Source organism: Flagellimonas sp. B-3 (genome assembly GCF_056857835.1).
The window spans coordinates 384,693-407,903 of record NZ_JBSXNW010000022.1 but is presented as its reverse complement, the minus strand read 5'-3'; the positions used below and the strand labels follow the sequence as shown (position 1 = coordinate 407,903).

At 44.5% G+C, this 23,211-nt stretch carries 24 protein-coding genes; 10 read left to right on the top strand and 14 right to left on the bottom strand.

Going from position 1 to position 23,211, the window contains the following annotated elements; genetic code table 11:
- Positions 1-282: 282 nt before the first annotated feature.
- On the bottom strand, positions 283-1,413 hold the full coding sequence (locus tag AC13CS_RS11755; protein WP_093980731.1) for an IS91 family transposase: 1,131 nt from the start codon (positions 1,411-1,413) through the stop codon (positions 283-285).
- The gene (locus tag AC13CS_RS11750; RefSeq protein ID WP_252736961.1) at positions 1,413-2,252 is read right to left on the bottom strand and encodes a tyrosine-type recombinase/integrase; all 840 of its coding nucleotides are present in this window, start codon (positions 2,250-2,252) and stop codon (positions 1,413-1,415) included. The genes AC13CS_RS11755 and AC13CS_RS11750 overlap by 1 nt, the downstream gene beginning before the upstream one ends.
- Before the next feature lie 285 nt (positions 2,253-2,537).
- Between AC13CS_RS11750 and AC13CS_RS11745 the strand changes: the two genes are divergently transcribed.
- From AC13CS_RS11745 to AC13CS_RS11730, 4 genes are all read left to right on the top strand, one after another.
- Positions 2,538-3,656: a restriction endonuclease gene (locus AC13CS_RS11745; protein ID WP_293167301.1), complete on the top strand. Its 1,119-nt coding sequence runs from the start codon at positions 2,538-2,540 to the stop codon at positions 3,654-3,656.
- A 741-nt stretch (positions 3,657-4,397) separates the two neighbouring features.
- The gene (locus AC13CS_RS11740; protein WP_293167302.1) at positions 4,398-5,141 is read left to right on the top strand and encodes a hypothetical protein; all 744 of its coding nucleotides are present in this window, start codon (positions 4,398-4,400) and stop codon (positions 5,139-5,141) included.
- Positions 5,142-5,303: 162 nt separating this feature from the next.
- Positions 5,304-6,014: a hypothetical protein gene (locus tag AC13CS_RS11735; RefSeq protein ID WP_293167303.1), complete on the top strand. Its 711-nt coding sequence runs from the start codon at positions 5,304-5,306 to the stop codon at positions 6,012-6,014.
- Between the two features lie 154 nt (positions 6,015-6,168).
- Entirely contained in the window at positions 6,169-6,957 is a 789-nt protein-coding gene (locus tag AC13CS_RS11730; RefSeq protein ID WP_293167304.1) for a hypothetical protein, read from the top strand.
- Positions 6,958-7,100: 143 nt separating this feature from the next.
- Here the strand turns inward: AC13CS_RS11730 and AC13CS_RS11725 are convergent, their stop codons facing one another.
- The 9 genes from AC13CS_RS11725 to AC13CS_RS11685 all read right to left on the bottom strand — a co-directional run bounded on the left by AC13CS_RS11725 (position 7,101) and on the right by AC13CS_RS11685 (position 15,568).
- Positions 7,101-8,351, bottom strand: coding sequence for a site-specific integrase (locus AC13CS_RS11725; protein ID WP_293167305.1), 1,251 nt, complete (start codon positions 8,349-8,351; stop codon positions 7,101-7,103).
- A 320-nt stretch (positions 8,352-8,671) separates the two neighbouring features.
- On the bottom strand, positions 8,672-9,499 hold the full coding sequence (locus AC13CS_RS11720) for a DUF4138 domain-containing protein (RefSeq protein ID WP_293167306.1): 828 nt from the start codon (positions 9,497-9,499) through the stop codon (positions 8,672-8,674).
- A gap of 38 nt (positions 9,500-9,537) precedes the next feature.
- The gene (gene traM, locus AC13CS_RS11715) at positions 9,538-10,473 is read right to left on the bottom strand and encodes a conjugative transposon protein TraM (protein WP_293167307.1); all 936 of its coding nucleotides are present in this window, start codon (positions 10,471-10,473) and stop codon (positions 9,538-9,540) included.
- Positions 10,474-10,484: 11 nt separating this feature from the next.
- Positions 10,485-11,096: a conjugal transfer protein TraK gene (locus tag AC13CS_RS11710; RefSeq protein WP_293167308.1), complete on the bottom strand. Its 612-nt coding sequence runs from the start codon at positions 11,094-11,096 to the stop codon at positions 10,485-10,487.
- 23 nt (positions 11,097-11,119) lie between these two features.
- Positions 11,120-11,962 (bottom strand): hypothetical protein, encoded by an 843-nt coding sequence (locus tag AC13CS_RS11705; RefSeq protein ID WP_293167309.1) that lies wholly within the window; start codon positions 11,960-11,962, stop codon positions 11,120-11,122.
- The gene (locus AC13CS_RS11700) at positions 11,962-12,549 is read right to left on the bottom strand and encodes a conjugal transfer protein (protein WP_482888760.1); all 588 of its coding nucleotides are present in this window, start codon (positions 12,547-12,549) and stop codon (positions 11,962-11,964) included. The genes AC13CS_RS11705 and AC13CS_RS11700 overlap by 1 nt, the downstream gene beginning before the upstream one ends.
- 14 nt (positions 12,550-12,563) lie before the next feature.
- Positions 12,564-14,981: a TraG family conjugative transposon ATPase gene (locus AC13CS_RS11695; protein ID WP_293167311.1), complete on the bottom strand. Its 2,418-nt coding sequence runs from the start codon at positions 14,979-14,981 to the stop codon at positions 12,564-12,566.
- A complete protein-coding gene (locus AC13CS_RS11690) occupies positions 14,968-15,252 on the bottom strand; it encodes a hypothetical protein (RefSeq protein ID WP_293167312.1) in 285 nt (94 codons plus the stop codon). The genes AC13CS_RS11695 and AC13CS_RS11690 overlap by 14 nt, the downstream gene beginning before the upstream one ends.
- 28 nt (positions 15,253-15,280) lie before the next feature.
- Positions 15,281-15,568 carry a hypothetical protein gene (locus AC13CS_RS11685; protein WP_293167313.1) on the bottom strand — a complete coding sequence of 96 codons (288 nt, stop codon included), beginning with the start codon at positions 15,566-15,568 and terminating at the stop codon, positions 15,281-15,283.
- Positions 15,569-15,754: 186 nt separating this feature from the next.
- Between AC13CS_RS11685 and AC13CS_RS11680 the strand changes: the two genes are divergently transcribed.
- Positions 15,755-16,390, top strand: a complete 636-nt coding sequence (locus tag AC13CS_RS11680; protein ID WP_293167314.1) for an N-acetylmuramoyl-L-alanine amidase — start codon at positions 15,755-15,757, stop codon at positions 16,388-16,390.
- A gap of 176 nt (positions 16,391-16,566) precedes the next feature.
- A complete protein-coding gene (locus AC13CS_RS11675) occupies positions 16,567-17,244 on the top strand; it encodes a DUF6904 family protein (protein WP_293167315.1) in 678 nt (225 codons plus the stop codon).
- A gap of 13 nt (positions 17,245-17,257) precedes the next feature.
- On the opposite strand, the gene AC13CS_RS11670 is transcribed toward AC13CS_RS11675, so the two are convergent.
- On the bottom strand, positions 17,258-18,382 hold the full coding sequence (locus AC13CS_RS11670) for an exonuclease/endonuclease/phosphatase family protein (RefSeq protein WP_293167316.1): 1,125 nt from the start codon (positions 18,380-18,382) through the stop codon (positions 17,258-17,260).
- Positions 18,379-18,666, bottom strand: a complete 288-nt coding sequence (locus AC13CS_RS11665; RefSeq protein ID WP_293167317.1) for a helix-turn-helix domain-containing protein — start codon at positions 18,664-18,666, stop codon at positions 18,379-18,381. Before AC13CS_RS11665 ends, AC13CS_RS11670 begins: the two co-directional genes overlap by 4 nt.
- Before the next feature lie 276 nt (positions 18,667-18,942).
- Here AC13CS_RS11665 and AC13CS_RS11660 point away from each other — a divergent pair, with 276 nt between their 5' ends.
- Positions 18,943-19,959, top strand: a complete 1,017-nt coding sequence (locus AC13CS_RS11660; protein WP_293167318.1) for a helix-turn-helix domain-containing protein — start codon at positions 18,943-18,945, stop codon at positions 19,957-19,959.
- Between the two features lie 57 nt (positions 19,960-20,016).
- Here the strand turns inward: AC13CS_RS11660 and AC13CS_RS11655 are convergent, their stop codons facing one another.
- Positions 20,017-20,829, bottom strand: a complete 813-nt coding sequence (locus AC13CS_RS11655) for an RteC domain-containing protein (RefSeq protein ID WP_293167319.1) — start codon at positions 20,827-20,829, stop codon at positions 20,017-20,019.
- 477 nt (positions 20,830-21,306) lie between these two features.
- On the opposite strand from AC13CS_RS11655, the gene AC13CS_RS11650 reads away from it, so the two are divergent.
- The 3 genes from AC13CS_RS11650 to AC13CS_RS11640 are packed head-to-tail and all read left to right on the top strand — an operon-like array spanning position 21,307 to position 23,200.
- Positions 21,307-21,771, top strand: coding sequence for a MauE/DoxX family redox-associated membrane protein (locus AC13CS_RS11650; protein ID WP_293167320.1), 465 nt, complete (start codon positions 21,307-21,309; stop codon positions 21,769-21,771).
- Entirely contained in the window at positions 21,768-22,862 is a 1,095-nt protein-coding gene (locus AC13CS_RS11645; protein ID WP_293167321.1) for a hypothetical protein, read from the top strand. The genes AC13CS_RS11650 and AC13CS_RS11645 overlap by 4 nt, the downstream gene beginning before the upstream one ends.
- A 59-nt stretch (positions 22,863-22,921) precedes the next feature.
- Positions 22,922-23,200, top strand: coding sequence for a DUF6520 family protein (locus tag AC13CS_RS11640; protein WP_293167322.1), 279 nt, complete (start codon positions 22,922-22,924; stop codon positions 23,198-23,200).
- Positions 23,201-23,211: the final 11 nt, after the last annotated feature.

Here is a 23,211-nt window from a genome sequence, read left to right as displayed (position 1 = left end):
CAATAACTAGCGTTCGTGTGGTCGGTACGACCCAGCATGAACGCCGTGTTGACTGAACCGGTTCTCTGTCGGTCAGTCTTCTATGGGTATTGGTCTGTTTTAGGATGGGTTATTTAAGGTCTGCACTTGAACCGTATAGTGATTTGGAGGTCTTGTTTTTCTCCCGAGTATGTCCATCACTTCTTAAATTCTATTGAACCTCCTGTTTTTGGGGTATTTTGGCCGCTTTTGCTTGGTTTCGGACATAGGGTTCCCTATCCCGTTCAAGGGGCGTTTATTTTCTTACTGTGCTTTAGTGTATTTTTTAAGTTTTGTGATCCAGTGTGCCGGTGGTCCCCGTGCGGTAAACGTATGCAGGGTCACCAGTTCTCCCTTTTTACAAGATGGGCAGATTCGGTGTTGCAGGGGCGGTTTTTCTTGGAGCTGTACCTTCCCCAGGGTTTTACCCAAGTGGTCAAGACTTTTGCGTTTATGGTAAGCACTTAATATCCCATAATGGCGGATGCGCACAAACCCCTTAGGGAGTATGTGCAGGGCAAAGCGCCTGATGAATTCAGTATCGCTCAGGTACATCAGGGATTTGTTTCCCCCGTGGCGGTAATCTTTTACCGAAAACACCACGCCGCTGTCATCCAGGTTTTTGATTCGGTGGTTACTGATCGCAATTTTATGGGTATAGCGACCCAGGTATTCCACTACCTGAGGTGGCCCTAAAAACGGACGCTTGCAATAGACGACCCACTCTTTTTTGAACAGGCTTTGGTAAAGGGCCTCTGGTTGTTCTGTTTTAATTTTTTTACGTAACCCTGCAACAAAGCGGGCACGGAATACCTTGCTCATGGCCTTGACCGGGAACAGGTATTTCCCCTTGTTCCGGGCAGGTTTCCACTTACCACTTTTGGTTGCCCCACCACCGGGCACGATACAATGCAAGTGCGGATGCAGGGACAGGTTCTGTCCCCAGGTATGCAGGATGGCAATCATCCCGGGACCGGCACCTAAAAACTTAGGATTGGAAGCAAACCCTGCTATGACTTCCCATGAAGTTTTGAACAGCAGGCCATACAGCAGTTTGGGTTCGTACAGGCACAGGCGGTTGAGTTCTGAAGGCAGGGTAAATACCACGTGGAAGTAAGGAACGTTCAAGAGCTCTTCTTCCCGTGCCCTGATCCATTGTTCCCTTTTGTGCCCCTGACACTTTGGGCAATGCCGGTTGCGGCAACTGTTGTAGCTCAGGTGCAAGGTATTACAGGATGGATTCGTGCAGCGGTCAATGTGACCGCCCAGGGCAGCCGTACGACATTTGCGCAGGGCGTGCAGGGTCCTTAGTTGCCAGCTGGTGGCACAACAGTCTGCTAAAGACTCCCTGTTGCGATTTAATACCTGGGCCACTTCGTGAGCAGCGGATGCCATTACTCTTTGTAGAGCCGATCCAGTGGACTGAAAGGCTTTTGCCTGCCCAGTTGTGCCACGTGAAGGTAGGTCAGTGTGGTCTGTATATCTGCGTGCCCCAAAAGGTCCTTTACACTCATAATATCCAAGCCCATTTCCAGAAGGTGGGTAGCATAACTGTGGCGCAGGCTGTGGGTGGTCACTTCCTTTTGAATACCACTATGTTTACGGGCTTCCCGTACAATCCAGCGAACCCCTTGGGTAGAAAGCGGGACTGGACGCCCTTCGGTATTGTTCCCAGTGAAGCACCAGGTGCAAGGATTTTCTGCCGCAAGGTATGTTTTAAGTCCGCGGATCTGCATCCTCGACAAGGGTACATACCGATCTTTCCTGCCTTTGCCTTGGCGGACGTGAAGCATCATACGATCAAAATCCAGATCTTTTAACTGTAGGTTGCACAGTTCAAAACAGCGCAGTCCGCAGCCATAAAGCAGCGCCAATACCAGACGGTGCTTCAGTAGTTTTGGGGCTTTTAGGAGTTGCTTTACTTCCCTAAAACTTAAAACTACAGGGAGTTTTTTGGAACGCTCAATAGCGGGGAGCATTACCTGCATCTCTTTACGATTGGATATCCGGTAGGCATACCTCAGACCATAAACGGTATGCTTGAAGAAGCTGCTCGACGGGGTCTTGTGCCGGGACTTTAAAACATGTAGATAATCCAGCACCTGTTCTTCATCCAGATCGAGTGGACTGCACTTAAAATGCAGGGCTATGTGTGAAAGACAGCGGGCATAGTTGGTCAGGGTGCTTTGGCTTTTGCCCGATAGTTCAACAGAACGTTTTAGTTTGAGATACAATTCCTGGAATTTTGGAACACGTTCACAGGCTCGTTCGATCAGGGTACTACTTTTTTTTCATAATTTGCTAAATATTAGTTTTATACATCTTAAAGGTAGTGAATGGAGATTTAGATAACTCCTGAAGCTACCTTTAGGTTTAGTTCAACATGGCTCCTATAAGTAATTGCTTGTTCTCGCCTACTTCTGAAGATCCCCGCGGATTTTCAGTTTGGTGTGTACTTGTAAAGTTAATCGCTAACCCACGCAACTACTAATAGCCGAGATCGTAGGCACAATAAAAAAATGAAAGCAAAGCAACAATTACGAAAGCCTGAAAATTGGCCAGATTTTGAAAATCTCTGTAAAAAGTTGTGGGGAGAAATATGGAAATGCCCTGAGATTAAAAAAAATGGAAGAAGCGGACAGGCTCAACAGGGAATCGATGTTTATGGAATACCATTTGGCGAAACAGAATATTATGGTATACAGTGTAAGGGAAAGGACGATTATTCAAAATCAACTTTGACAAAAAAGGAAATCGATAAAGAAATTGACCTAGCTCTAAATTTTCAGCCTGCATTAAAAAAAATGTATTTTGCTACTACAGCCAATAAGGACGCGAAAATTGAAACCTACATTCGCAAAAAAAATGTAGAACACTTAAAAAAAGAGCTTTTTGAAGTTCATTTATACTCTTGGGAAGATATAGCAGACCTGATTGATGAAAATAAACTGACTCATGATTATTATGTTCGGAGCCTTAACTTTAAAACTGAACATGAAGTACTTTTTACTTTTGAGAATAATGAGTCTGAATTCACAATAGAAGTTCCGTTTAGAAAGAAAATCACTCACTACAAGCAGAAAATAATCCCAGCACAAGATGGATTTGTTGGACATTCAAATATGCTGTTTAGCCAGCTAGGGGCTCTGAACATAAAACCTATATCTATGTTCAGTTTTAATCATAGCTATGCCAGATTCTATTTGAGACTTCACAACTGTGGTTCTGAGCCACTTCACGAGTTTAAAATATTCTTAGATTTTGACGGAGACTTCAAGTCAATTGACACTTGTACAAAAGGCTCTCACCTTATTCCCAATCCGAATCTTAAGTATGACACCTTCATTTGGGACGAAGACAAACAAGGTAAAATTGTCCCTTTAAAAAATATATTAGTTCAGGATGACTCTGTTGGCTTTGACACTATCTGTTTGAAACCTTTTGTAAAGGAAACAGAGGTCAAAATCCATTGGAAACTTGTTTCATTAAACTATAAAACTGAAGGAGGTCTTCTATTGAAAATACGACCGATATATAAACTAAAAGAAGAAACAATCCTAGTCGAAGACCCATTAATGGTTAGAGATGAGGAAGAAGTTGAAGATTACGTAACAGATGGCAATGAAGACGTAAAATAAAAATACTCTGCAACAAAAGTAACCGTTGCACAAGCCCCTGATCGGTACAAAAACGGATTAATTTAAGCCCTTTTACGAAGGGGCTTTTTTTGTCCTTTCAGAATTGGAAAGCCAAATTCCGATGCTTTGCGAAAGCCCCGAATAGTAATTTGACGGTACTTTTCACCAATGCCGCCAAAGCAAGTGTCCCTTGTAGATACCTTATCTTTAGGACAGGTTTTCAACAAAACTATATAATTATCAAGCCGCTCTCTTAGATAGATCAATGTGTCTTTCATTTACCTGGCCCATCCATTATTTCGTGAAAAATTTATTGATTTTATTGGGCTGGCGGTATTTTTCCGTGAAAAATTTCAATTATTACCCCGAAAATCACTTTCAAAACCATATAATTACTTAAAAATGAACGTTTTGAAAAAATTGCATACCTGTAACATGGCTTTAGCCTGTTACCCTCTTGCTTTACATTTTTCCTTTGCGAAGCAAAACAAAAAGGAAAGCATTCCTACAACTAGAATTAAATTATTTAACCTCTTTACGGAATTCCAAATTTTCCAGTTTATTGAAAATTCTTACATTTAGAATCTATTCCCCAAAGATTTATTGAATTTTAAGAAAATTATGCTTTGTATTCAGTTGCAAAACTTGGGCATAGCCAACCAAATTGGCGGTATATGCCCAACAAAGTTTAGCATATAATCAAGTTGTGAGTAATTATGAAAAACGACTTCACTTTATAGAATGAACGAAATACCAAGAAACATTCAAGAAATCTTAAATCAGTCAATTAACAAACTTGACAGACCTTTAAATGAAGTCATTTCAGAATTAAAGAAGGAAAGAGATAAGGAATATTCGGATTTTGAATATTGGTTTGGATTGGAAACTTCTAATCCCGAGCGTTACAACGAAATTGACGAAATAGCCAACCAAACAGGTCATTCTCTACAAATCCAAATGCGTGAGCATATTGAATCAGCATTATATGTAGAAGACGAACTTCTCGCATTGTTAGAAATGAAAATAATTTATGCGTTCAAACATCTGGAAATTAATATTAAAAAACTGATATTTCATTTTTTTAACGAATTGCCAAATCCAAAACCAAAATGGCACGAAATGATTGATTTTTTAAAAAAGAAAAATATTTCTGTCAAAGAACTTAATGGTTACACAGAAGCGAATCAATTAAGATTAGTCAATAATTCCCTTAAGCATTCTCATCAAAGTGTTGACAAAAGCTTAATTGAAATTGAAGAGTTTAAAAATGGTTCAATTCAAAATTTTGAATCTTTAGAAAGCTTTTACGAAAGAGTAGTTGATAGTCCTTCTCAGTTTTTCTGTGATTTAATAGAAAAAGTCGAGAAAGAGGTTAACGATTTCAACGAATTGAAAATAAAGAAAATAGCTGAAAAGGCAACAAATCGAATGAATAAAGAAACTGCCGAAAAACTAATAAATGAAATAAAACAAAAATATAAATAACTACTCACAACAAGCTGGCTATAGTTCATTGCTTCTGACTTTCCTCGCGGAAAGTCCTCGCAAATTTGCTATCTTCGGTTTACGGCGGAAAATCCTCGCGGATTTTCACGCAACGAAACCATAGCCAAACACGTTATAGCCAATGCTAAGACGACACAAACAATGATAGCAAAAGACCAAAATATAGCCTTGTTGACAGTTGGCAAAGAAGCTTTGAAAAATGCTGACTGGACAGACTATGCTAACTATTGTTTTGACAGAGAAAAAGGATTACGAAAAGAAGCATTCAAGCACCTTGACAAATTCCTTAAATCAACAGAAGCCTGGACTCTTGACAAGAAAATTGACTTTGTGAAATTTCTGTTTCCGTTTTTTGAGAATGTTCAGGATGCAGACTACGGACCTTTTCCTCAACCACTAAGTGATAAACTTGTAAAACCTACTTTGACAACTTGGTGCGACAAGGAGCAAATTGACAATAATCCATTTCGTTGGTTTGGTAAATATTATCGAAGTGAAGAACATTTATTCAAAGCATTAGAAATTAATCCAGCGGACGATTTAGCAAGACAGACAATATTGAGTTGGTGGACTTATAACATTTATTATTCGGTTCATCATTTACCAGAAGGCTACATTGGTGAACCACTTGACGACATCAAGCTTGGAGAGAAGATAAAGGAAGAAATACAAAAATTAACGAGACCTGAACTAAGAGAGCATTGGACGAAAGAACTTGAGGAAGATTTAGAACTTGTTAGAAACTATATTGACTGGAAAGCTTCTGGACATCCTGACTTTGAAAGGTGGGGACAGGAAAATAAAAAACAAACAGGTTATGGACTGACAAGAACATACTACTATGAAAAATAGAAGAAGCACTGGCTATAACAGCACCTACCCAAAAGTGGCGGTTCAGTGGTTAAATCAAGCTTTGTGCTTCTATCAAAGTTTGTGCTTGGTTGACAGTGAAGTGCTCCGAAATCGCCACCTTCGGGTAGCTGCGAAACGTTAGCAATTATTATTCATGAGTTTAACCATTGTACTTATAACCTCAATTGCATTAGTCTTTCAATACTTTGTTGACTTTCTTAAGATCAAAGAAAAGAAATATAAAAAATTATTAGGCTTAAGTATATTGATATTGGGTTTGATAGGCATTTGGATATCTTTCAAAATTCAAAACGATGAACTGACGAAAACCGATGAGTCAAACAGATTAGAAAAGGCCAATCTTGAAAAACGTTTTAACAAAATTGATAGTACAAATGTGGTTTTAAGAACAGAATTAAATCTTAGAAATCAGGATCTTACCAATATTAGTAAGCAAAACGATTCTTTGCGCAGCCGGATCGATGAACTGCTTGGTAAACAGCAAGAATTTCTTGTCGTTTCTCAAAAGTCTTATGAAGAGGTTTCAAAAAGTCGTACGGCTTTAGAAAATATGGGATTAAAGGAAATATCAAGAGGGATTTCAGCTGTTGACAGAATTAAAATTACAAATGTTCTTAGTAAATATCCAAATCAAAAAATTACTCTTTCTTATCCCATGGGCGATCAAGAAGCATTTCAATTTGCCGATCAACTATTTGATGTGTTAAATAGTGCGGGATGGATAGTTAAAGGTCCTCACCCAACAATATCAGATAGACCATTTAAAGGAATGAAAATTTGGGTGAAAGAAAAAAATAATTTCCCTAATGGTGTTTATGGAATCTTCAAATCTTTAAAGATCCTAAATTTAGAAGCGAAAGGATATCCAAGACCCCAATTGAGTGTTGACGAAATAGAACTCGTTATAGGCCAAAAAAAATAACAATTGCTAACAACGGTAACCGTGGCACAAGCCCCTGAACAGCCGAAAAGAAACCTGTTTTAAGCCCTTTTCATTGTCCCATTCCTATGGGACATCATATTTTGAGCGTGTGAATAATTAATTTCCCAAAATTGACTTCTCGCTTATTGAATTCCGGTCTTGATCTCTTGTTCTGTCTTCTTGGAATAAATCCGCATCACCTTCTGCATGTCCTCCCCTATTTTCTCCTGTAATACCCTAGCATAGATTTGGGTAGTTGAGAGTTTACTATGTCCCAACATTTTTGATACCGTTTCAATTGGAACACCATTTGACAGTGTAACGGTTGTCGCAAATGTATGTCGGGCCATGTGAAAGGATACGTTCTTGTATATCCCGCAAGCCTTTGCTATTTCCTTTAAATAGGCATTGGTTTTTTGGTTGCTATATACGGGCAGCAGGCCATTATCCTCAATTGGTGCCCCTTCATATTTCTTCATGATCTCCACGGCTCTGGGAAGCATAGGGATCTTTACAGGCTCATTGGTCTTTATCCGTTTGGTATATATCCAATAGTTACGGTCAATTCCTTTGCTGATATTGTCCTTGGTGAGAAGCTTGATGTCCATAAAGGTAAGTCCCGTATAGCAACTAAAAAGAAAGACATCCTTTACCCTCTCCCTACCTATGCTCGTGAAAGTGGTATCGTCGATAAGATCAATCTCCCTTTGTGTAAGATAGTTTCGGTCAAATTTGTTGAAACGCAGTTTAAAGTTTCGAAACGGGTCTTTGTCCAGCCATTCCAACCTGACCCCCAATCGGACAACCTTCATCAAACGTTCCAAGTGCTTCATCGTGCCATTGTTGGTACAGGTCTTCCTGTTCTTCTTTGGTTTGAAAGTCCTGATATAGTTTTCGAAATCTAAAATGAACTTGTGCTTCAGATCCCTGAGCGGCACATCACTTGTTTTGAGTTTGGTAATTATATAGTTCTTCAAATATTTCTCGGTGGAGTAATAATTCTTCATGGTCCCTGGCTTCAGGGTGTTGACCATGTTTGTATTGTGATATTCGAAAAGTTCCAAAAGGGTATGGTTCACTTCATCCTCCCCGACATACCTCGCCTTGATCAATTTTGCCGTTATCAATGCCCTTTCCATGTGCAACTCCCTATGAACATTGAGAATTTCTCCATAAACGGTATCGAGATATGCATTCAAATCTTCCATGGTTCTGCTGATTGGGAACGCTTTTCCACGTATTTTGTCCCAATTGCACACCGGAATGTCCCGTTTGATACTGATTTCTGCACGCTCCTTTTTGACCGTTATACGAACATATATATCGTATATGTTCGGGTCATTGCGCTTTTTCCTGACGAAGAAATTGATTCCTAAAGTACTGTCTGTCCGCATGTTGTAATCATTTTAATTGAACAATTGTCATTGGTCGGACTGCCCTTTAACCTCAATTGTTCATACCTAAAATTACAACAATCAGTGTACCAGTGTGCACACCTTATTGCACACCAAAAACATGGTTTTAAATGATATCAGATGGATTCATAAAAAATGAAAAGCACTGATAATCATACAATTAACAGTGCTTTATTTCTGCCTATATGGCGGTTCGTCGGGATGACTGCATTTAATCCAATTCATTTGGAAGACTTGTTTAGATCAACCGTTGCACCTATCAAATTGGCATTAAAAACCAGCTATATACACATAAACCATTATTTAAAAGTTAAAGCAACCAAGCGCGAAGTACCTTCTTCAGTAAGATTGGCCCGAAGCTTCTCTCCTTTGTCCAAATGAAATTTCGGGAAGACATAGAACAATCGGGACTTCTGTCCATGCATAATGCTTGTGGGCACATTATGCCTGTAGCGGGGCTGCAGTTCCAATTCCTGATAGGAACTCCTCCTCCCCCTTTTACCACTGACCTTGAAAAGCTCTAGATCCCCAAAATCAAATCGGACACCGGAATGGTTGTCGATCTCAAATTGGACATACACTTCATTGTCCATGTAGACCATATTGGTCACGGCCAATGAGAGGCCCTGCTCTTTCTTAACGGAGTGCTTTCGTTCGGGCAGTTGCAAGAGTGATTCACAAGAGGCCTGAAACCTGCGATCACTGATTGTAGGAACCTCCGAGGAATCCGCAACCAAAGTCTGGGCAACCCTTTCCTGCTGAACATCTTCCCCTACCCCTTGGTCTTCGCTCCCGATCCGTTCCTCCAACCCAATAAATCGATTCGGATACGAAATTTCCCTAGCATAGCGGACCAAATAGGAATAGACACTTCCGTCCTCCGTGATTACCAGTAGATTGCTATCCTTACCGGGAACGGCCTTTAACAGACCCAAGGTCTGTCCTTTTTCCCGATTATAGGTAAAGGCAAAATTGTCGTTGCCCACGATGCCCTGTTTGATTTTGGAGGGAAAGAACAGGGCCATGTTCATATGTTCGTTGGCATAAATGGTGTCCAAGGTTGTACTATTGGCGGCTTGGGATGCGACAGCAAGAAGCATCCACAAGATGAAGATTGTATTTTTCATGATGATATGGTTTTAGAAGCCCCGGTTCGAACGAGGTATCAAGGTTTTATTTTTAAAAGGATTTTATAGTTTTTGTTTACGGTGGCCCTGACCTGACGGTTGGACCGTTTAAAGATGTTTTTCAGGCCCTTGACCTGGGGCACTCCCGGAACATTGATGTCGTCCACCACATCATCGACCACTTCCCTGGACAGTTCGGCCCTAAAGGAGTTCTTGATATAGAGACCTTCCCTTCCATCCCGATAGTCATAGGCCCTCAAGCTTACGGGAATATGCTCAATATTCCCGATATCCAGCACCATCCTATTGGGCCGAAAGCCCACGATGCCGAAAAGGATGGTATGCGCTGGCACGACCTTACCGTCAACGACCAACTCTTCCAGAAGTCGGAATTCCAATCGGTCGTTGGCCCTGACCGTCTGTGTTCGATGTACCATGGCCAAAATGACCATCTCATTCCGATCATCTTCATCGGATTGGGGATTGGAAGCAAAGAACAATTGCTGTTCCAAGGCCATTTCGGGTAAGGTAGGTGTTGTGCTTTCATTTTGTTCAGATCCATGCTCCAGCTCTTTTGGTTTCTTAGGAACATGGACCTTCGCCTTATTTTCCACAAGGGATTTCCGGTACGACCCTTGTGTATAATCGATACGCCCCAGCCGGTAGATGCTGTCCACCATTTTTGCCTTTTCCGCATCGATCAGGTCTGGGTCAAATACGCTTGTGGTATCCAAGTACTTCTCATCATACATACTTGGGGCATCGGTGGTCTTCACTTCCTTGAGATCATCGAGGGCCTCCAGTTTGGAGGCATATTCCTTTTGGGTCGTTTCCAGGGCAGGCACCAAGGGTTGTTCCAGTTGTGCCCCTGCATCACCCCCATCGGTCAGGAAGAGCATGGCATACACTACCATAAATACCAGGACCAACAAAATGACGATCCCAAAAACGATTTTCTTTTTATCCAGTTTCATAATAATGGTCTTTATAGGTCATTGACCTTTTTCAATTGATTTTCAAAATAGGCCGTGATCAACAGTCCATGGGGATTCTTGGGAAAATGCCGGTCCACGCTGATGAGCTGGCCAGAGGTCTGTAGTTCGTAGGTATCGGTCACCGAACCCCTGTCAATTTCAAAAACCACCCGGGACCTGAAGGAGAAGGCACCTGCCTCCCCAAAAAGATCGGTTTCCACGGACAGTACCTTTTGGACCAAGGAGTATTGCAGGAGCCGGTTATAGACCCCATCGGCCTTTTTTTGGCGGTAGACATTGTCCACCGAACTGTCCCCCAACCATAGGGCCTTTTCCAAATGCTTTTGATAGTTGCTGGCATCGATACCATAAAAGTACTTGTGGAACTGCTCGATATGGGCCAGGGCCTCCACTTCCCGATTTTCCTGTTGAAGCGTCCATTTCAATGGAATGATGGATCCATCCGTTCCAATGGCAAAGTTTCCCGTCCTCGTTTCCCTGTACATTTGATAGGCCACCAAAACGGAACCCAGCGTACAGAGGGTCGATGCAATGACCACGATCAGGACCACAAAACGATTGGTCCGAAGTATTGCAGTGATATTTTTATACATTGTTTTCATATTATTTTAGGTTTGATCCGGTACTAGGCACCGAAGAGTTTGAGTGAAAAGCTGGTCGCCCTTCGGTACAGTTTGAATTTCAAAAAGACGATAAACCCGATGGTGCCCAGTTCCACCAAAGGCGCAAACACGGAGCTTCCATAGTCCGTCCCGAAGAGGTTCACCCAAAAATTGTCGGTCAGTTCCCCATAGAGCGCATTGATAAAGATGTTCACCAGAAAAAAGGCGGGCACCAGCATATAGACGGCCACATAGAGCTTAAAAAAGCTGTAGGCCAAGGTTCTGAACTTCTCAAAAACGGCCAAGCTGATGACCAAGGGAAAAAAGGCCCGCATGATCCCCAATAGAAAAAAGCGTTCCGCCAAAAAGAGCGGATAGATGAACAGATCGAGCAGCCAGAGAAATACACTGATGATAAAGGCCAAGAGCCGCATCCCGAACAAGGGGCTGACCAGGGCCTCATAGAGCAGTGCCATCCCCTTTCGTGCAGCGTCCATGATCCCGGCATCCTCTTCAATGGAAATCTCCTGCAACTGCAAGGGCAACAGATCGGGTGCCGTGCTGCGGTATTGGGTCTCAATACCCACCAGGATGGTGTCAAAGGCATCCAACACCTGATCGGAAAACAACACCAACAGCACTACGGCAAAATTCTTTGCCAGTTCCGTTGGGGTCAGTCCCCAGGTATGTCCATCGCGAGATGCAATCCCCTCATGGTACTTTTTGATGATATTGATCAAAAAGAACAGCAGGGCCAGGGCCTTCATGCCCGTGATGGTGTACTGTGAAAAATCACTTCCGGTGATGGTGTCGTACACCGCATCCACATACTCCAATCCGATACTTAACGCTACGCCGACCATCATCAATAGGTTGTTGTACGGGTATTGATGGCCTGCTGCATTTCCCGAAAGGAAATAATGTCCCGGTATCGTTTGGCCTTTTGCTGGATCTCCCCGACCATTTCCTTCGATCGGACTTCCTTTTCCTTGAGGACGGCGATCCGCTCCGCATCGGTCATCTTCAAAAAATCACTGGAGAGTATGTCCTCCACAAATTCGAGGTCTTCCAAGGAATGCTCGATGATGGCATTGAAGGATTCCGAGATACGTTCCACCTCCTCTGGTCGGATATGGGGGGAGTCCAGGATGTCCCGCAGATCGTTCCGGACCATATCAAAAAGGCGCCCATTGTTCCGTGTCAGTTCACGGACGGCCTTCAATTGTTTGATGACATCGTTGACCTTTTCGATACGCTCTTTCTGTTCCCGTAAAAATTCCACGGTCTTTAAGAGTTCAGAGGTCTGTTTGGCCGATTCGATGATCTGTTTGCCCAATGTGATAAAGTTGGTATTGTCATATACCGGCATCCCCTGGGCCGTGGCACGCCCGGGCAGGGAAATGACCATTGACAGGGCTATACCCAAGGTCAAGGCTTTTTTTCGAATGGACATTTGGTTCGTTGTTTTCATATCGATTTCTTTTTGAGATTAATAAACTTTTTGATGGCTTGCTCCATATCGCCCATTTTTTCATACAGGGCCATAATGGTTTGATTGTCCCGGCCCTCGGTCAGATAGGCCGCATATACTTCCGGGGGGACCTCCAAACGGAAGATGTTGCTCTCCTTTCCGATCTTGATAAAAATTTCAGTGTATTTGCGTTGTCCCGAAAGATTGTTCCTGATGGATTTCAATTGGATCAGGTCATGTGCGGATAGCTGAAGTCTTTCCTTTAGGGCGGCATAACCCTTTTCATTGCGGAGGCTATAGATAACCTGGGTGTTCTCCAGGATACTGGCCGAGGTCGAGTTATGGGGCAGTTGGTTGATGGACTGTAAAATGATGCCAATGGCCCCTTCCTGTTTCCGGATGGCCTGATAATAAAATTCCACGCTTTCCAGCACATTGTCGAACTTGAGCTGTTTGGCAAACTCATCAAAGAGGATTATGCCCCGCTCCTCCCTGTTCCTCCAAACGGTCCGTTGAATGGCCGTTTTGATGAGCTTGAGCATCACGGAGAGGATCTCCTTATTGTCCTTCACTTCATCAAGTTCGAACACGATCAACCGTTTGTCTTCCAATCGATAGGACCGATCTTCACTGGCCCCAAAAAGAAAGCTGTAGAGTCCGTCCCCCACATATTCCGAAAGGATGTGCAGGAATCCCTTGACATCGAAGTATTCGGGATGGATCTGCAATCGGGACAGCAGTTCCTTTTGCTGTTTGCCGACAAATTGGTAAAAACTGTCCAACGTATGCGGGCAAACCTTGCTTTCCCTATAATAGGCCAGCAATATTTTCTTCAAGGCCACCGAGCTTTCCTTTTGGGGCTTGGTGCCCACCCCCATCAGCTCGAAGAGGAACAGGGAAAGATCTTCCAAGCGTTCCGGGGTCACGTCCTCGCTATTGGATATGTAAAAGGGATTGATACCAAGGCTCTTGCCGTTTTCATAGCGTAGCACGGTGCACTGCTCGGGATAGAGGCTTGCAAACTTGGTATAGGAACCGCCCAGATCGATAATGACCAGCCGCACGCCTTGCTCAAAATACTGCCTCAAAATATTATTGGCCAAGAAGGACTTCCCTTCCCCGGTCGGGGCAAAAATGGCAAAGTTCCTAGCCTTGATGCGCTTTTTCCCTTCGTCCCAGACATCCTTCAATACTGGAATGTTGAACTCCCGGTCATTGAACACGATCCCCGTGCTGTCCGTGCTGTAATTGGTGGTATGGATCCAAAGACAAAGCGCGTGCTTGAGATCGGTCACATAGAGATCCTCATTGGAGAAATTGGGGGCAAAACAAGGGAAACTGTTCAGGATATAGTTTTTGCGTTCCTTGCCACACGGGTAATAGGGCACCATATCCAGTTCCTTCAGTTCGGCCCTGATCTGTGCGTTGGTACGTTCCAATTGCTCCCCATCCCGGTTCCAATGGATGATATTGAGGTGTCCACGCACGATCCGTGCTTGATCATCCTTGTTGATCTGGTTGAGGATATGCTCGATTTTTTTGAGGACCACCTTGTTCTGTGTCCCAAAATTGGAACTCTTTTTCAGTTCCTCCACCTTTTTCTCCAGCTGCCTTCTCCAGTGCTGCCTATCATCCAGATAGACAATCTGGTTGATGATATGGTTTTCCTTGAGGGAAAGGCCAAGACCGTCGATGAATCCCTGGTGGAAGGTAAAATCATCCGAGGTAAAACGTTCATTGACCTTACTGGTCTGTACGCTGTCCCCAAAACAGGACTCGCTATTGATGGCCAGCACATCAAAGTGATGGTTGCCGATGGCCACTTTGGGGCCGTCCAGAACGATATCGGTATCACAATCCGGATTATGGCCATTGAGCTGGTTTTGGGTCAAGGCCAAAATTTCACTGTCCACCATAGGCTCCAAGCGAATTTTCTGTCCATTGTTGAGATAATTCACCGCATCGCTGACCGCATCCAAAAACTGTTTCACCCTATGATCCAACTCCCTGGGCAATGCCTTGGGCACACTTTTAAAGGGATTGACATATTTGGGATGGTTGAAACCCGTCCGCCTGGGACAGGTAAAGAACAGATAGCTCTGGTGCTCCATATATTCCCTTCCCTTGAAATGATCATGGGTCGCTTTGGAGAGAAAGGTGTCCTTGCGCAGCTGGTCCGAAGTGAAAGAGGATTTCAGGTATATGTCCTGTTTATGGACCACGGTCCCGACAGGAAGGGACTTAAAGGCCTGGGACCAATTGCCGTGCAACCCTTCAAAATCGGTTTCGGAAAGCGAATGGATCTCGGGGAGCAAAACCTTATAGCAGGCCAGTACATTACCATTATTGGCAAAGATGATATGGTCCCGTATGTCCACAATGGGATGGTGGGAGGCGATGTTAATCTTCGACATGGTTCAATAGGTTATCGGGTTTATTGCTGATACAACTGGGAAAGACCTTGCTGAAGTCCAATAAGTGCTTGTTGGAAGCTATCCGGGTCAGCCCTGCATACCAACAGCAGTTCCAGAGCATGGCCAAGATGATGGCCAAAAGACTGAAGGAAAAGATGATGATCAGCAGGGATCCCAGGATGGAGAGCATCATTAGGGCAAACAGGGATATGGGAAGCCCCCATATCCTTGCGCCTTTACGGATGTCCTTATAGATTTTGTACGTTCTCATAGGAATTACTCACTTTTGGCTTAAAAAATCAGACCACGATTCCGATGAGATAGGTGAAGATGCCGACCACGGCCCCTGCGATGAGCACGAACACCAATACGCGTGTGATGCCTTTTTTGAGGTCTGCGTTCTCTCCAAAAAAATGGCCTGCATTGAACAGGAAGCCGACCAAAAAGATGACCCCTAGGAGCAGGGGAAAGATGGTTCGGATGGTATCGGAGATGTCATTGACCGAATCTTCGATGCCCCCGATCTGTGCAAAAGCGGGAATGCCCATAAGGAGCATCGCCCAGATACTTAAGAATGTTTTTTTCATGATGTCAGTTTTTGTGGCCAAAAGGGCCTATTGATGAATAAACTTTTTCGAAAAGTATCGGGAACTCACAGAAAGGGTTCTAAATCACTAAAAATTAACGGACAGCAGCGTTAAATTTTAAGGAATCCCAAGGGATTTGAGGAAAGCGTTACAGATTGCACAAAACATCTTAAGATCGAAACGGCTATGGAACAGCAAAAAATTTTCCTCTTGTGTGCCCTGTTTGCCCTCTTCCTGAAGGCATGGGGACAAGGGGACACCGAACAAAAAATGGTGATTATTGTGGATCCCGGGCATGGCGGGATCGATCCAGGTGCCATTGGGATCAATGGTCTCAGCGAAAAAGAGCTGACCCTGAATTTGGCCGAGGCCATTTTACGGTACAATAAGACCGTATTGGACAATCCTTATGATATGTATCTTACGCGATATTCAGACACCCTGATATCCTTGGGCCATCGCACCCGACTGGCCAAAGCCCTGAAACCGGACCTTTTTATTTCCCTGCACTGCAACCATGCCGATAATCCCAAGGCTTCGGGACTTGAAATCTACCTATACAACAGGCCGATTCCCCAAAGCCATATCACCATGGCCAAGGCCATGGAAACCTACCTACAACAGCAGCTGGGCTATCGCAGCCGTGGGCTAAAGCGGGCCAACTTTCAAGTATTGCGCGACAATCGAGAGGTATGCCCCGCCCTACTGTTGGAACTGGGCTTTTTGTCCCATACGGACGAGTCACGGCACTTGGAACGGAAGGAAAGCATCAATGCATTGGGATTGGCGATCTTAATGGGAATCAAAAAAATACTGGAATGAAAAAGTTATTTGCAAGCCTGTTCAGGGTACTCAAAAAAATAACGGTCGAGGTAGCTAGGGAACTGTGGGATGTTTTTAAACATCGTCCCAAAGTTTAAAAAGCATCTGTTTTTTTATGTAATTTTCCCCCATTAACATCACAAAGGCAAAGTGTCAATTCATCAACCGTATTTGAAATGTTATACCTAACACCGACAAAAAAAGGAATAGGGGCCGAAATTTGGGGCACTTATGAAGATTTGGATGCTTTATATGAGGTGATCGGCACGTTCTGGAACCATGAGCAATACCAAAATGCAAAGGGATTTGAGAACAGGGACAAGCTCATCAGCGGGTTGTCCTACGAGATAAGGAAGGCTAAGGAGGGCAGCAGGGACCAAAGGGAGACCAGCCATTTTTCCCCGGAAAGGGCCACCCATTATGGCACCAAGATATCTTGGGTCCACTTGCTGTTTTCCCTATCGGCCATCAAGTACAACATGCAATTTTATCCTACCGACAAGTTAGCTATTTCCATGCTGCTACAACTCGAGTTTTGGATGGAGCGTGCCATAAACGAGTTTGATGAGATCGGGGCCAAGAATTTGGTGGGCTATATCGAGAATGGCCTCGACGGTGCCAATGCGTTCAGCTATCAGTACATGCGGAGTATCCATATAGATTATGTACAGCTTGGCGGAGGGAAAAGGGCCTTTGGAAAACTTCCAGAGCTTCTCAAGCGCGGTGTTTTCTTTACCGAAGAATACAGGGAATATCGTGATTTTCTGGAAAAGGAGGCCAAACGGCTACAATGTAACATATCGGACTTGGAGATGGATGACGACCATATCGATTACGAACATTTACAATGGTAAGAACATAGACCGATCATATAGGGATTTGACACCAGAGCAGCGGGTGTTCACTGGCGGCATCCCGTTCACTTTTGATGCTTCCGAGCATTTCCCATTGCGGGCGTTCCTTGAACCACATCCCTTTTCTGACCAAACCGCATTTTTCAAGCCCGTTAAAAAGACCATCGGACAACATGAGGTAATCCCGTTGTTTGGTGTTCACCCCCATTTTATAGGCCCCTAAGCTAAAGTAGCCCGCATCCTTACCCTTGTCCAGATTTCCCATAAAGCTGGGATGTCGCGTAATGTCGGTAAGCCCACTGTCCTTGATCAAGGGGGAAATGGCACTGCCATAGGCCGGGGCATTAAGGGTGCCCATGAGTATCGTTCCCATATCGGTACATTCCCCTTGGGCCAGCATTTCTGCAATATGTTTGGATTGTACCCATTGGCGTTCTGTAAACGCTTCCCCGTCAGCTTGACGATCTGGAAAATGGGTACAAAGAACGGTAAAGGTCCTGCCAGAAGCCGTCCTGAGCCTATACTCCTGTAAATCCGTATCAAATATGGGCCTTTCCGAAGCATCAAGTTCATTGGCCCTGGTTCGTATCGAAACCAAATCAATCCCTGCTTTGGCCAAGAGCCCCATACCGCGTCCGAAAGGGTCATTAGTTTCCATAAAGACAACTTCCCGATAGGGAGCGGTAGCTGCGGAACCCAGAAAATGTCGGTTGAATTCCACTAGGGAGGCACGGCTCTCTACCTCCGATACCACCAAGATATCCGGGTCCATCGCTTGAATGACCTTGGCCTTGTTCCCAATGGCCCGCTCATCGATGGGCAAAGAATCCACTTTGGCCCAACCCTCCCAATCGGTCAGATGGCTTGCCCTAGGTTTATCCTTTTCCAGCCCTCTTGAGACCAATAATTGGCCCATGGCATTTCGTAGGGTGTAATGGCTTGAAAAACCTTGGTCATCAAATCCCAGAAAATGGGAAAGTATGCGCATGCGGTCAAAGTCTTGCTGCGAACGTTGGCCTTGAAGCAATAGCCGCTCAAATTCCGTTATCCAACGGGCCCTGTTTTCCGCACGGAACCGATGGACCAGATCAATGGGACGATGAAAGATGTTCTGTAGGTTGTAAAAGGCAATTTTCATGATCGGTCGTTTAACATAAAGTTTTTGTTGTCCGTCAAAATCCGATGGATCTCCTCCTCATCATAATAGATGACCCCTCCAAGCTTTGTATAGGGTATGGTCCCATTGATGCGCAGGTTCCGGAGGGTCCCTGAGCTGATCTCCAATTTCCCCATGACACTGTTGGACTTGATCCATCGATCCAGGGTGATACGGTTATGTTGTAACAGGATGTCCTTGATCTCTTCCAGAAGGGATGCCTTGAACCCTTCCAGATCCTCTTGCGTTACGATATGTGCTGGCATAACTTTGGGTTTTTGTTAGACCCCAAATATGAAATAAGGGCAACAATTGAATTCACAAGTTGTGCCCAACTTGGGTCAAACTTTAACATAAATACCCCCTTTATCCGATATTTTGTACGATTTATAGTTACACCATTGTAGTAATTCAACTATATTTTATATTTAAAACCCTAGTTCCCTACCCTTTAGATGTACAGTACCTATGTTCATTTGTCCCACAAGGTCCATGACGAGGGAGATTGAGGGTACGTTTACCATAGGTCCAATATGAAAGAGATGTGGTTTGGAATACTATTGACAATATTGCCCTTGATCCCTGTATCCCTGATATCGAAGCGGGCTGGGTCTTTGCCAGCACATTGCAGGGAAAGAACGGATCGTTCGGGCATTAAACGGATAAATGACAGTTTTGCCCCATACAGGGCCACCTGTTACCCGCTGCTCCCATGGAGACCTGTAACACCGCACCCAGGGCACGACATGGGAACCAAGGCTAATCCCAAGCCCCTTCCCGCCAATCCCTATGCCACCCCGTCCAGATTTCAAAATAAAGCATTGCGCATTGCCATCCCCGTAAAAGCAAACATTCAGGAAAGGCATTTCAAACGTCCGAATGTACCATTGGATAGGGTCAGGCCACTTAATGTAACCTATACTTCGGTACAGTTCCATCAGCTGATGGAATCGGATACGGTTTCGGGCGGAGCTGCGGCGCTTAGCGATACGGAAGCCCTCACAGCTGAAATTTTGGCACGGGAAGATACCATCAAGGCTCAATTGGTCCTGGCCACCTTACTGGTAGCTTTATTGGCATTCTTCTATGTCAAATACCGAAAGATGCAAAGCAGACTGAACATCGTGCTTCAGGAAGGTGTGGAACCCACAATAAGCCAAGTACCCAATGCAAATATCATCCCCATGGACATAGCACCGGAAGTCGTGCAACGGATCCTTTTAGCATTGGACCAATGGGAAAGCCAAAAAGGATATCTCGATCAGGGAACCAGCTTAATTACTTTGGCCGAAATCCTTGGGACCAACACCAGCTACCTCTCGAAGATCATCAACGTTTATAAGGGACAAACATTCTCACAATACCTGAGGGATCTTCGAATCACCCATGCCATCAACCAAATTAAGGAACAGCCCGAGCTTTTAAAGACCCGCTCCACGATCCAACTGGCGGAACAATTTGGTTTCAATTCGGTCGATGTCTTTTCAAGGGCCATGAAATCCAAGATCGGGCTTACCCCTGGTCTGTTCTTTCGGAAAGTTCGCCAAAAACATCGCTAACAACAATGAAGTTGATTGGACACCCCTTCCACTAAGCTTTTCCATGCACAAAACACCTTATACGTTCCCTTTGTCCATATGGGCCTTAAGGGTGTAGGCCATCCCATCAAGGAAGCGGGTCCTATCCTTCTTCCGGGCACAGATTTCGGTATAGGTGCGGTAACAATCGCCAAGCTCACAATGGAACGCCGATGATAAAGTTTGGGCAATTTCCTTGACCTCGGCCTTTCCCCCATTGATGGCCCCGGTATGGTGGAGGGCATAGACCAATTCCGTCAGGGCCGCCTTGGTGGAGGACCATTGGAGCCTTGGGCGGAACGTCCCAGAACCCTGTGTATTCCGTTTGTCCCTAAGATAGCCAATGGCCCTCCGATAGGCGCGCAATTGTCCCAAGAGCATATCATGGGAGGTCGTAAAGATGGGGTCCATGGCGATATGGTGGGCATACGCCGGTTTGAGGGAATCCTTTTTCTTTCGGGTAAAATACTGCGGATCCCAATGGGTATGTCCCAATTGTATATACTTCCAGAACTGTGCATGCCCCGATAAAAAGGTAGACCATAGCTTCCATTTTGTCTTGATCCATTGCCTTCGGGCCTTTTTACCGCATACAGGGATTTTAAGCTCCAAATCCAGGAGTTCCGAATAGTAGATCAGATGCACCAAGGGCACTTGTTTGGTGTGCTTAAAAAAATGGATTTCCTCCGCCTCGTCCACAAATCCCTTGTGCACCACATGATCTCTGAGCTCCCAGAGCCGGGAGCGACATAAGTCAGTGATTTTTTTGGCGGCCTCAATGACGTTGGGCACTTGGGCCTCGATTTCCTGTATCTCGGTCTCAAGGGCCGAAGATGTCAACGAATGGTTCATATCCAAAAAATTTATGTACATCGGCAGGCAAGTGTCACGGATTTGGATATTGGGACAATCGATCGGGAACCCATCCAATATGGCCCATAATGCCTAGGCTACAAAAAATAAGTGACGGCACTTTATAAAAGCAGGCATTTTAAGCAACTGTCCGATTCCAACAAAAACATCCCCTGGTCAAGCGAAACCAAAGGTCAGCGGTACCCTAAAACACGGCAACAGCAAGGGAAGCATTTTATAAATCGTCGGGACATACCCCCAAAAAAAACAATCCTTACCTACCCCCTGCCCTGCCCTAAATACCCCCTTGTCCGACAAAGACCTTGGAAAAAAACCGCAAATAGACGGATTTTGACATCCGATTCCCGAATTATGCCATTTTCTATATCTCTGCTGTGCTATACTTTCGAAAAGACATTTTCCTGTGATGGGATGTTCCAGATTATTCAAAAAACAGGTCTCCAGAAAATAGTGATAATGATGAAACGATTGCCCCACTACAAGACAAATACTATTACTGTCATAGCCACACTTTATATTTTTTTATGGGTCTATGCAGCAAGTAGCAAGCTATGGGACTTTCATCAGTTTACGATTCAATTGGGCCAGTCTCCAGTGCTTACCGCCTACGCCAACGAGGTGGCTTGGGGAATTCCTATAGCGGAATACCTTCTTGCCATAATATTGGTGTTCCACGGATCCCGATTATGGGGGTTCTATGGCAGTTTTGCGTTGATGGTGATGTTCACCACCTATATTGTATTGGTCCTGAATTTTAGTGATTATATCCCTTGTTCCTGTGGAGGGGTACTGGAAGATATGGGTTGGACGGAACATATCGTGTTTAACATGTTCTTTGTGGCCTTGGCGGTCATCGCCATTATCGTTTTGGAATCTTCTGCCCCAATCCAAAAATCGAAAACCCTAAAACCATCTCCATGAGCACCAAACGTATCCTTGTCAAACTAATGGGGACGGCCTGCCTAAGTTTAGGGGCGGTAATGACCTTGTTCCTTTTTTCGGAGCAACAGGTTCACCGAAACAATGCCTTTACCCGTCGGTATCCGCCCCATCCCGTGGTCAAACAATATCATCTGGATCTTGGCCATAATTCCTATTATGTGGCCGGATGGGACGACAATGTTCTTTATCTCGGCAATAGGACAGCACCCTGGCACCTGTTACGGATACATCTGGGTACCCAAGATACTACCCATATCCGTATGGAACCGAGGAACAAGAATCTTAGGTACCGTTCCTTGGAAACCAGAGTACTCCCGCCCTACTTCTATGTCATGGACGGTACCATACCCTTTATCCTGCGGGGGCGGACCGGACCATGGATTGCAGAAGCTTGGATGGAAGGGACTGCCTTTTTCAACAGGGCCGTACCCATCGACAGCACTACCGTTTTCATCCGAACGATCAGTTCCCATACACAGCGATCCACCCTGGGCCTTATCCTAAAATCGGACCATTTCCAAGTCCGTTTGGACACCAGCCTTCTGGAAATTCAACTCGATGGTATCTTTGATGTGGATGGAATGCTGCTCAAAAGTGGGGACGGGCCATACTTGGGCTACCTGTATTATTACCGAAATGAATTCATGGTCTTCGATCCCAAACTGAAAAAAACCAACCGACAACGGACCATTGATACCGTTCAACGCTCCCAAATCAGGGTTGCGGAGCCCAACCGTCAAAACCAGGTCCAAATGCAGGCCCCTCCACTGATCATCAATAGATCTGGGTCCATGGATGGGAACGTTTTTTTGGTACAGTCGGACCGGTTGGGGCGTAATGAAAGCAGATCTATGTTGGAACAGGCCTCCATCATTGATGTGTACAATCACAAAAAGGGCACGTACGAGTTCAGTTTTTACCTATACCATATGGAGCACAAGAAGGTCAGGGAGTTTGCAATCCATGGAACACATGTAATTGCCCTTATCGGTGACCACTTATCCGTATACCGTACTGGGGAATCTTACTTTGACCAAACCACCAACACCAAAAAAACTACAGGCCTGTAGCTGGGGGAAGATCGAAAACCCATCAATAGAGTAGATCATCATTTTAATTTCTATGTATTATGAAAACAAAAGCAATTAAATTTATCATGCCGGCCTTGGCCATCGTTTTTGCCATTGCCGCTAGCGCCTTTACGGCCGCTCCAAATGAAACGGCCGAACAATCCATGATTACCCAAGGGTATGTTCAAATCGACCCACAGGAACCCTGTGAAGAGGTGAACGACTTGGATTGTTCCCTAACCGGGGCCTATTTGTGTACCTCTGGCGGAAACCAGGTGTACCGTTTTGAGAACGGTACTTCCTGTAGTGTTCAACTGAGGAAAACAACGCCCAATTAATCCTTAAAAAA

Coding starts and splice junctions, on each gene's coding strand:
- AC13CS_RS11755 (WP_093980731.1), bottom strand. CDS start 1,413: ATGGCATCCGCTGCTCACGAAGTGGCCCAGGTATTAAATCGCAACAGG.
- AC13CS_RS11745 (WP_293167301.1), top strand. CDS start 2,538: ATGAAAGCAAAGCAACAATTACGAAAGCCTGAAAATTGGCCAGATTTT.
- AC13CS_RS11740 (WP_293167302.1), top strand. CDS start 4,398: ATGAACGAAATACCAAGAAACATTCAAGAAATCTTAAATCAGTCAATT.
- AC13CS_RS11735 (WP_293167303.1), top strand. CDS start 5,304: ATGATAGCAAAAGACCAAAATATAGCCTTGTTGACAGTTGGCAAAGAA.
- AC13CS_RS11730 (WP_293167304.1), top strand. CDS start 6,169: ATGAGTTTAACCATTGTACTTATAACCTCAATTGCATTAGTCTTTCAA.
- AC13CS_RS11725 (WP_293167305.1), bottom strand. CDS start 8,351: ATGCGGACAGACAGTACTTTAGGAATCAATTTCTTCGTCAGGAAAAAG.
- AC13CS_RS11720 (WP_293167306.1), bottom strand. CDS start 9,499: ATGAAAAATACAATCTTCATCTTGTGGATGCTTCTTGCTGTCGCATCC.
- traM (WP_293167307.1), bottom strand. CDS start 10,473: ATGAAACTGGATAAAAAGAAAATCGTTTTTGGGATCGTCATTTTGTTG.
- AC13CS_RS11710 (WP_293167308.1), bottom strand. CDS start 11,096: ATGAAAACAATGTATAAAAATATCACTGCAATACTTCGGACCAATCGT.
- AC13CS_RS11705 (WP_293167309.1), bottom strand. CDS start 11,962: ATGATGGTCGGCGTAGCGTTAAGTATCGGATTGGAGTATGTGGATGCG.
- AC13CS_RS11700 (WP_482888760.1), bottom strand. CDS start 12,549: ATGTCCATTCGAAAAAAAGCCTTGACCTTGGGTATAGCCCTGTCAATG.
- AC13CS_RS11695 (WP_293167311.1), bottom strand. CDS start 14,981: ATGTCGAAGATTAACATCGCCTCCCACCATCCCATTGTGGACATACGG.
- AC13CS_RS11690 (WP_293167312.1), bottom strand. CDS start 15,252: ATGAGAACGTACAAAATCTATAAGGACATCCGTAAAGGCGCAAGGATA.
- AC13CS_RS11685 (WP_293167313.1), bottom strand. CDS start 15,568: ATGAAAAAAACATTCTTAAGTATCTGGGCGATGCTCCTTATGGGCATT.
- AC13CS_RS11680 (WP_293167314.1), top strand. CDS start 15,755: ATGGAACAGCAAAAAATTTTCCTCTTGTGTGCCCTGTTTGCCCTCTTC.
- AC13CS_RS11675 (WP_293167315.1), top strand. CDS start 16,567: ATGTTATACCTAACACCGACAAAAAAAGGAATAGGGGCCGAAATTTGG.
- AC13CS_RS11670 (WP_293167316.1), bottom strand. CDS start 18,382: ATGAAAATTGCCTTTTACAACCTACAGAACATCTTTCATCGTCCCATT.
- AC13CS_RS11665 (WP_293167317.1), bottom strand. CDS start 18,666: ATGCCAGCACATATCGTAACGCAAGAGGATCTGGAAGGGTTCAAGGCA.
- AC13CS_RS11660 (WP_293167318.1), top strand. CDS start 18,943: ATGTGGTTTGGAATACTATTGACAATATTGCCCTTGATCCCTGTATCC.
- AC13CS_RS11655 (WP_293167319.1), bottom strand. CDS start 20,829: ATGAACCATTCGTTGACATCTTCGGCCCTTGAGACCGAGATACAGGAA.
- AC13CS_RS11650 (WP_293167320.1), top strand. CDS start 21,307: ATGATGAAACGATTGCCCCACTACAAGACAAATACTATTACTGTCATA.
- AC13CS_RS11645 (WP_293167321.1), top strand. CDS start 21,768: ATGAGCACCAAACGTATCCTTGTCAAACTAATGGGGACGGCCTGCCTA.
- AC13CS_RS11640 (WP_293167322.1), top strand. CDS start 22,922: ATGAAAACAAAAGCAATTAAATTTATCATGCCGGCCTTGGCCATCGTT.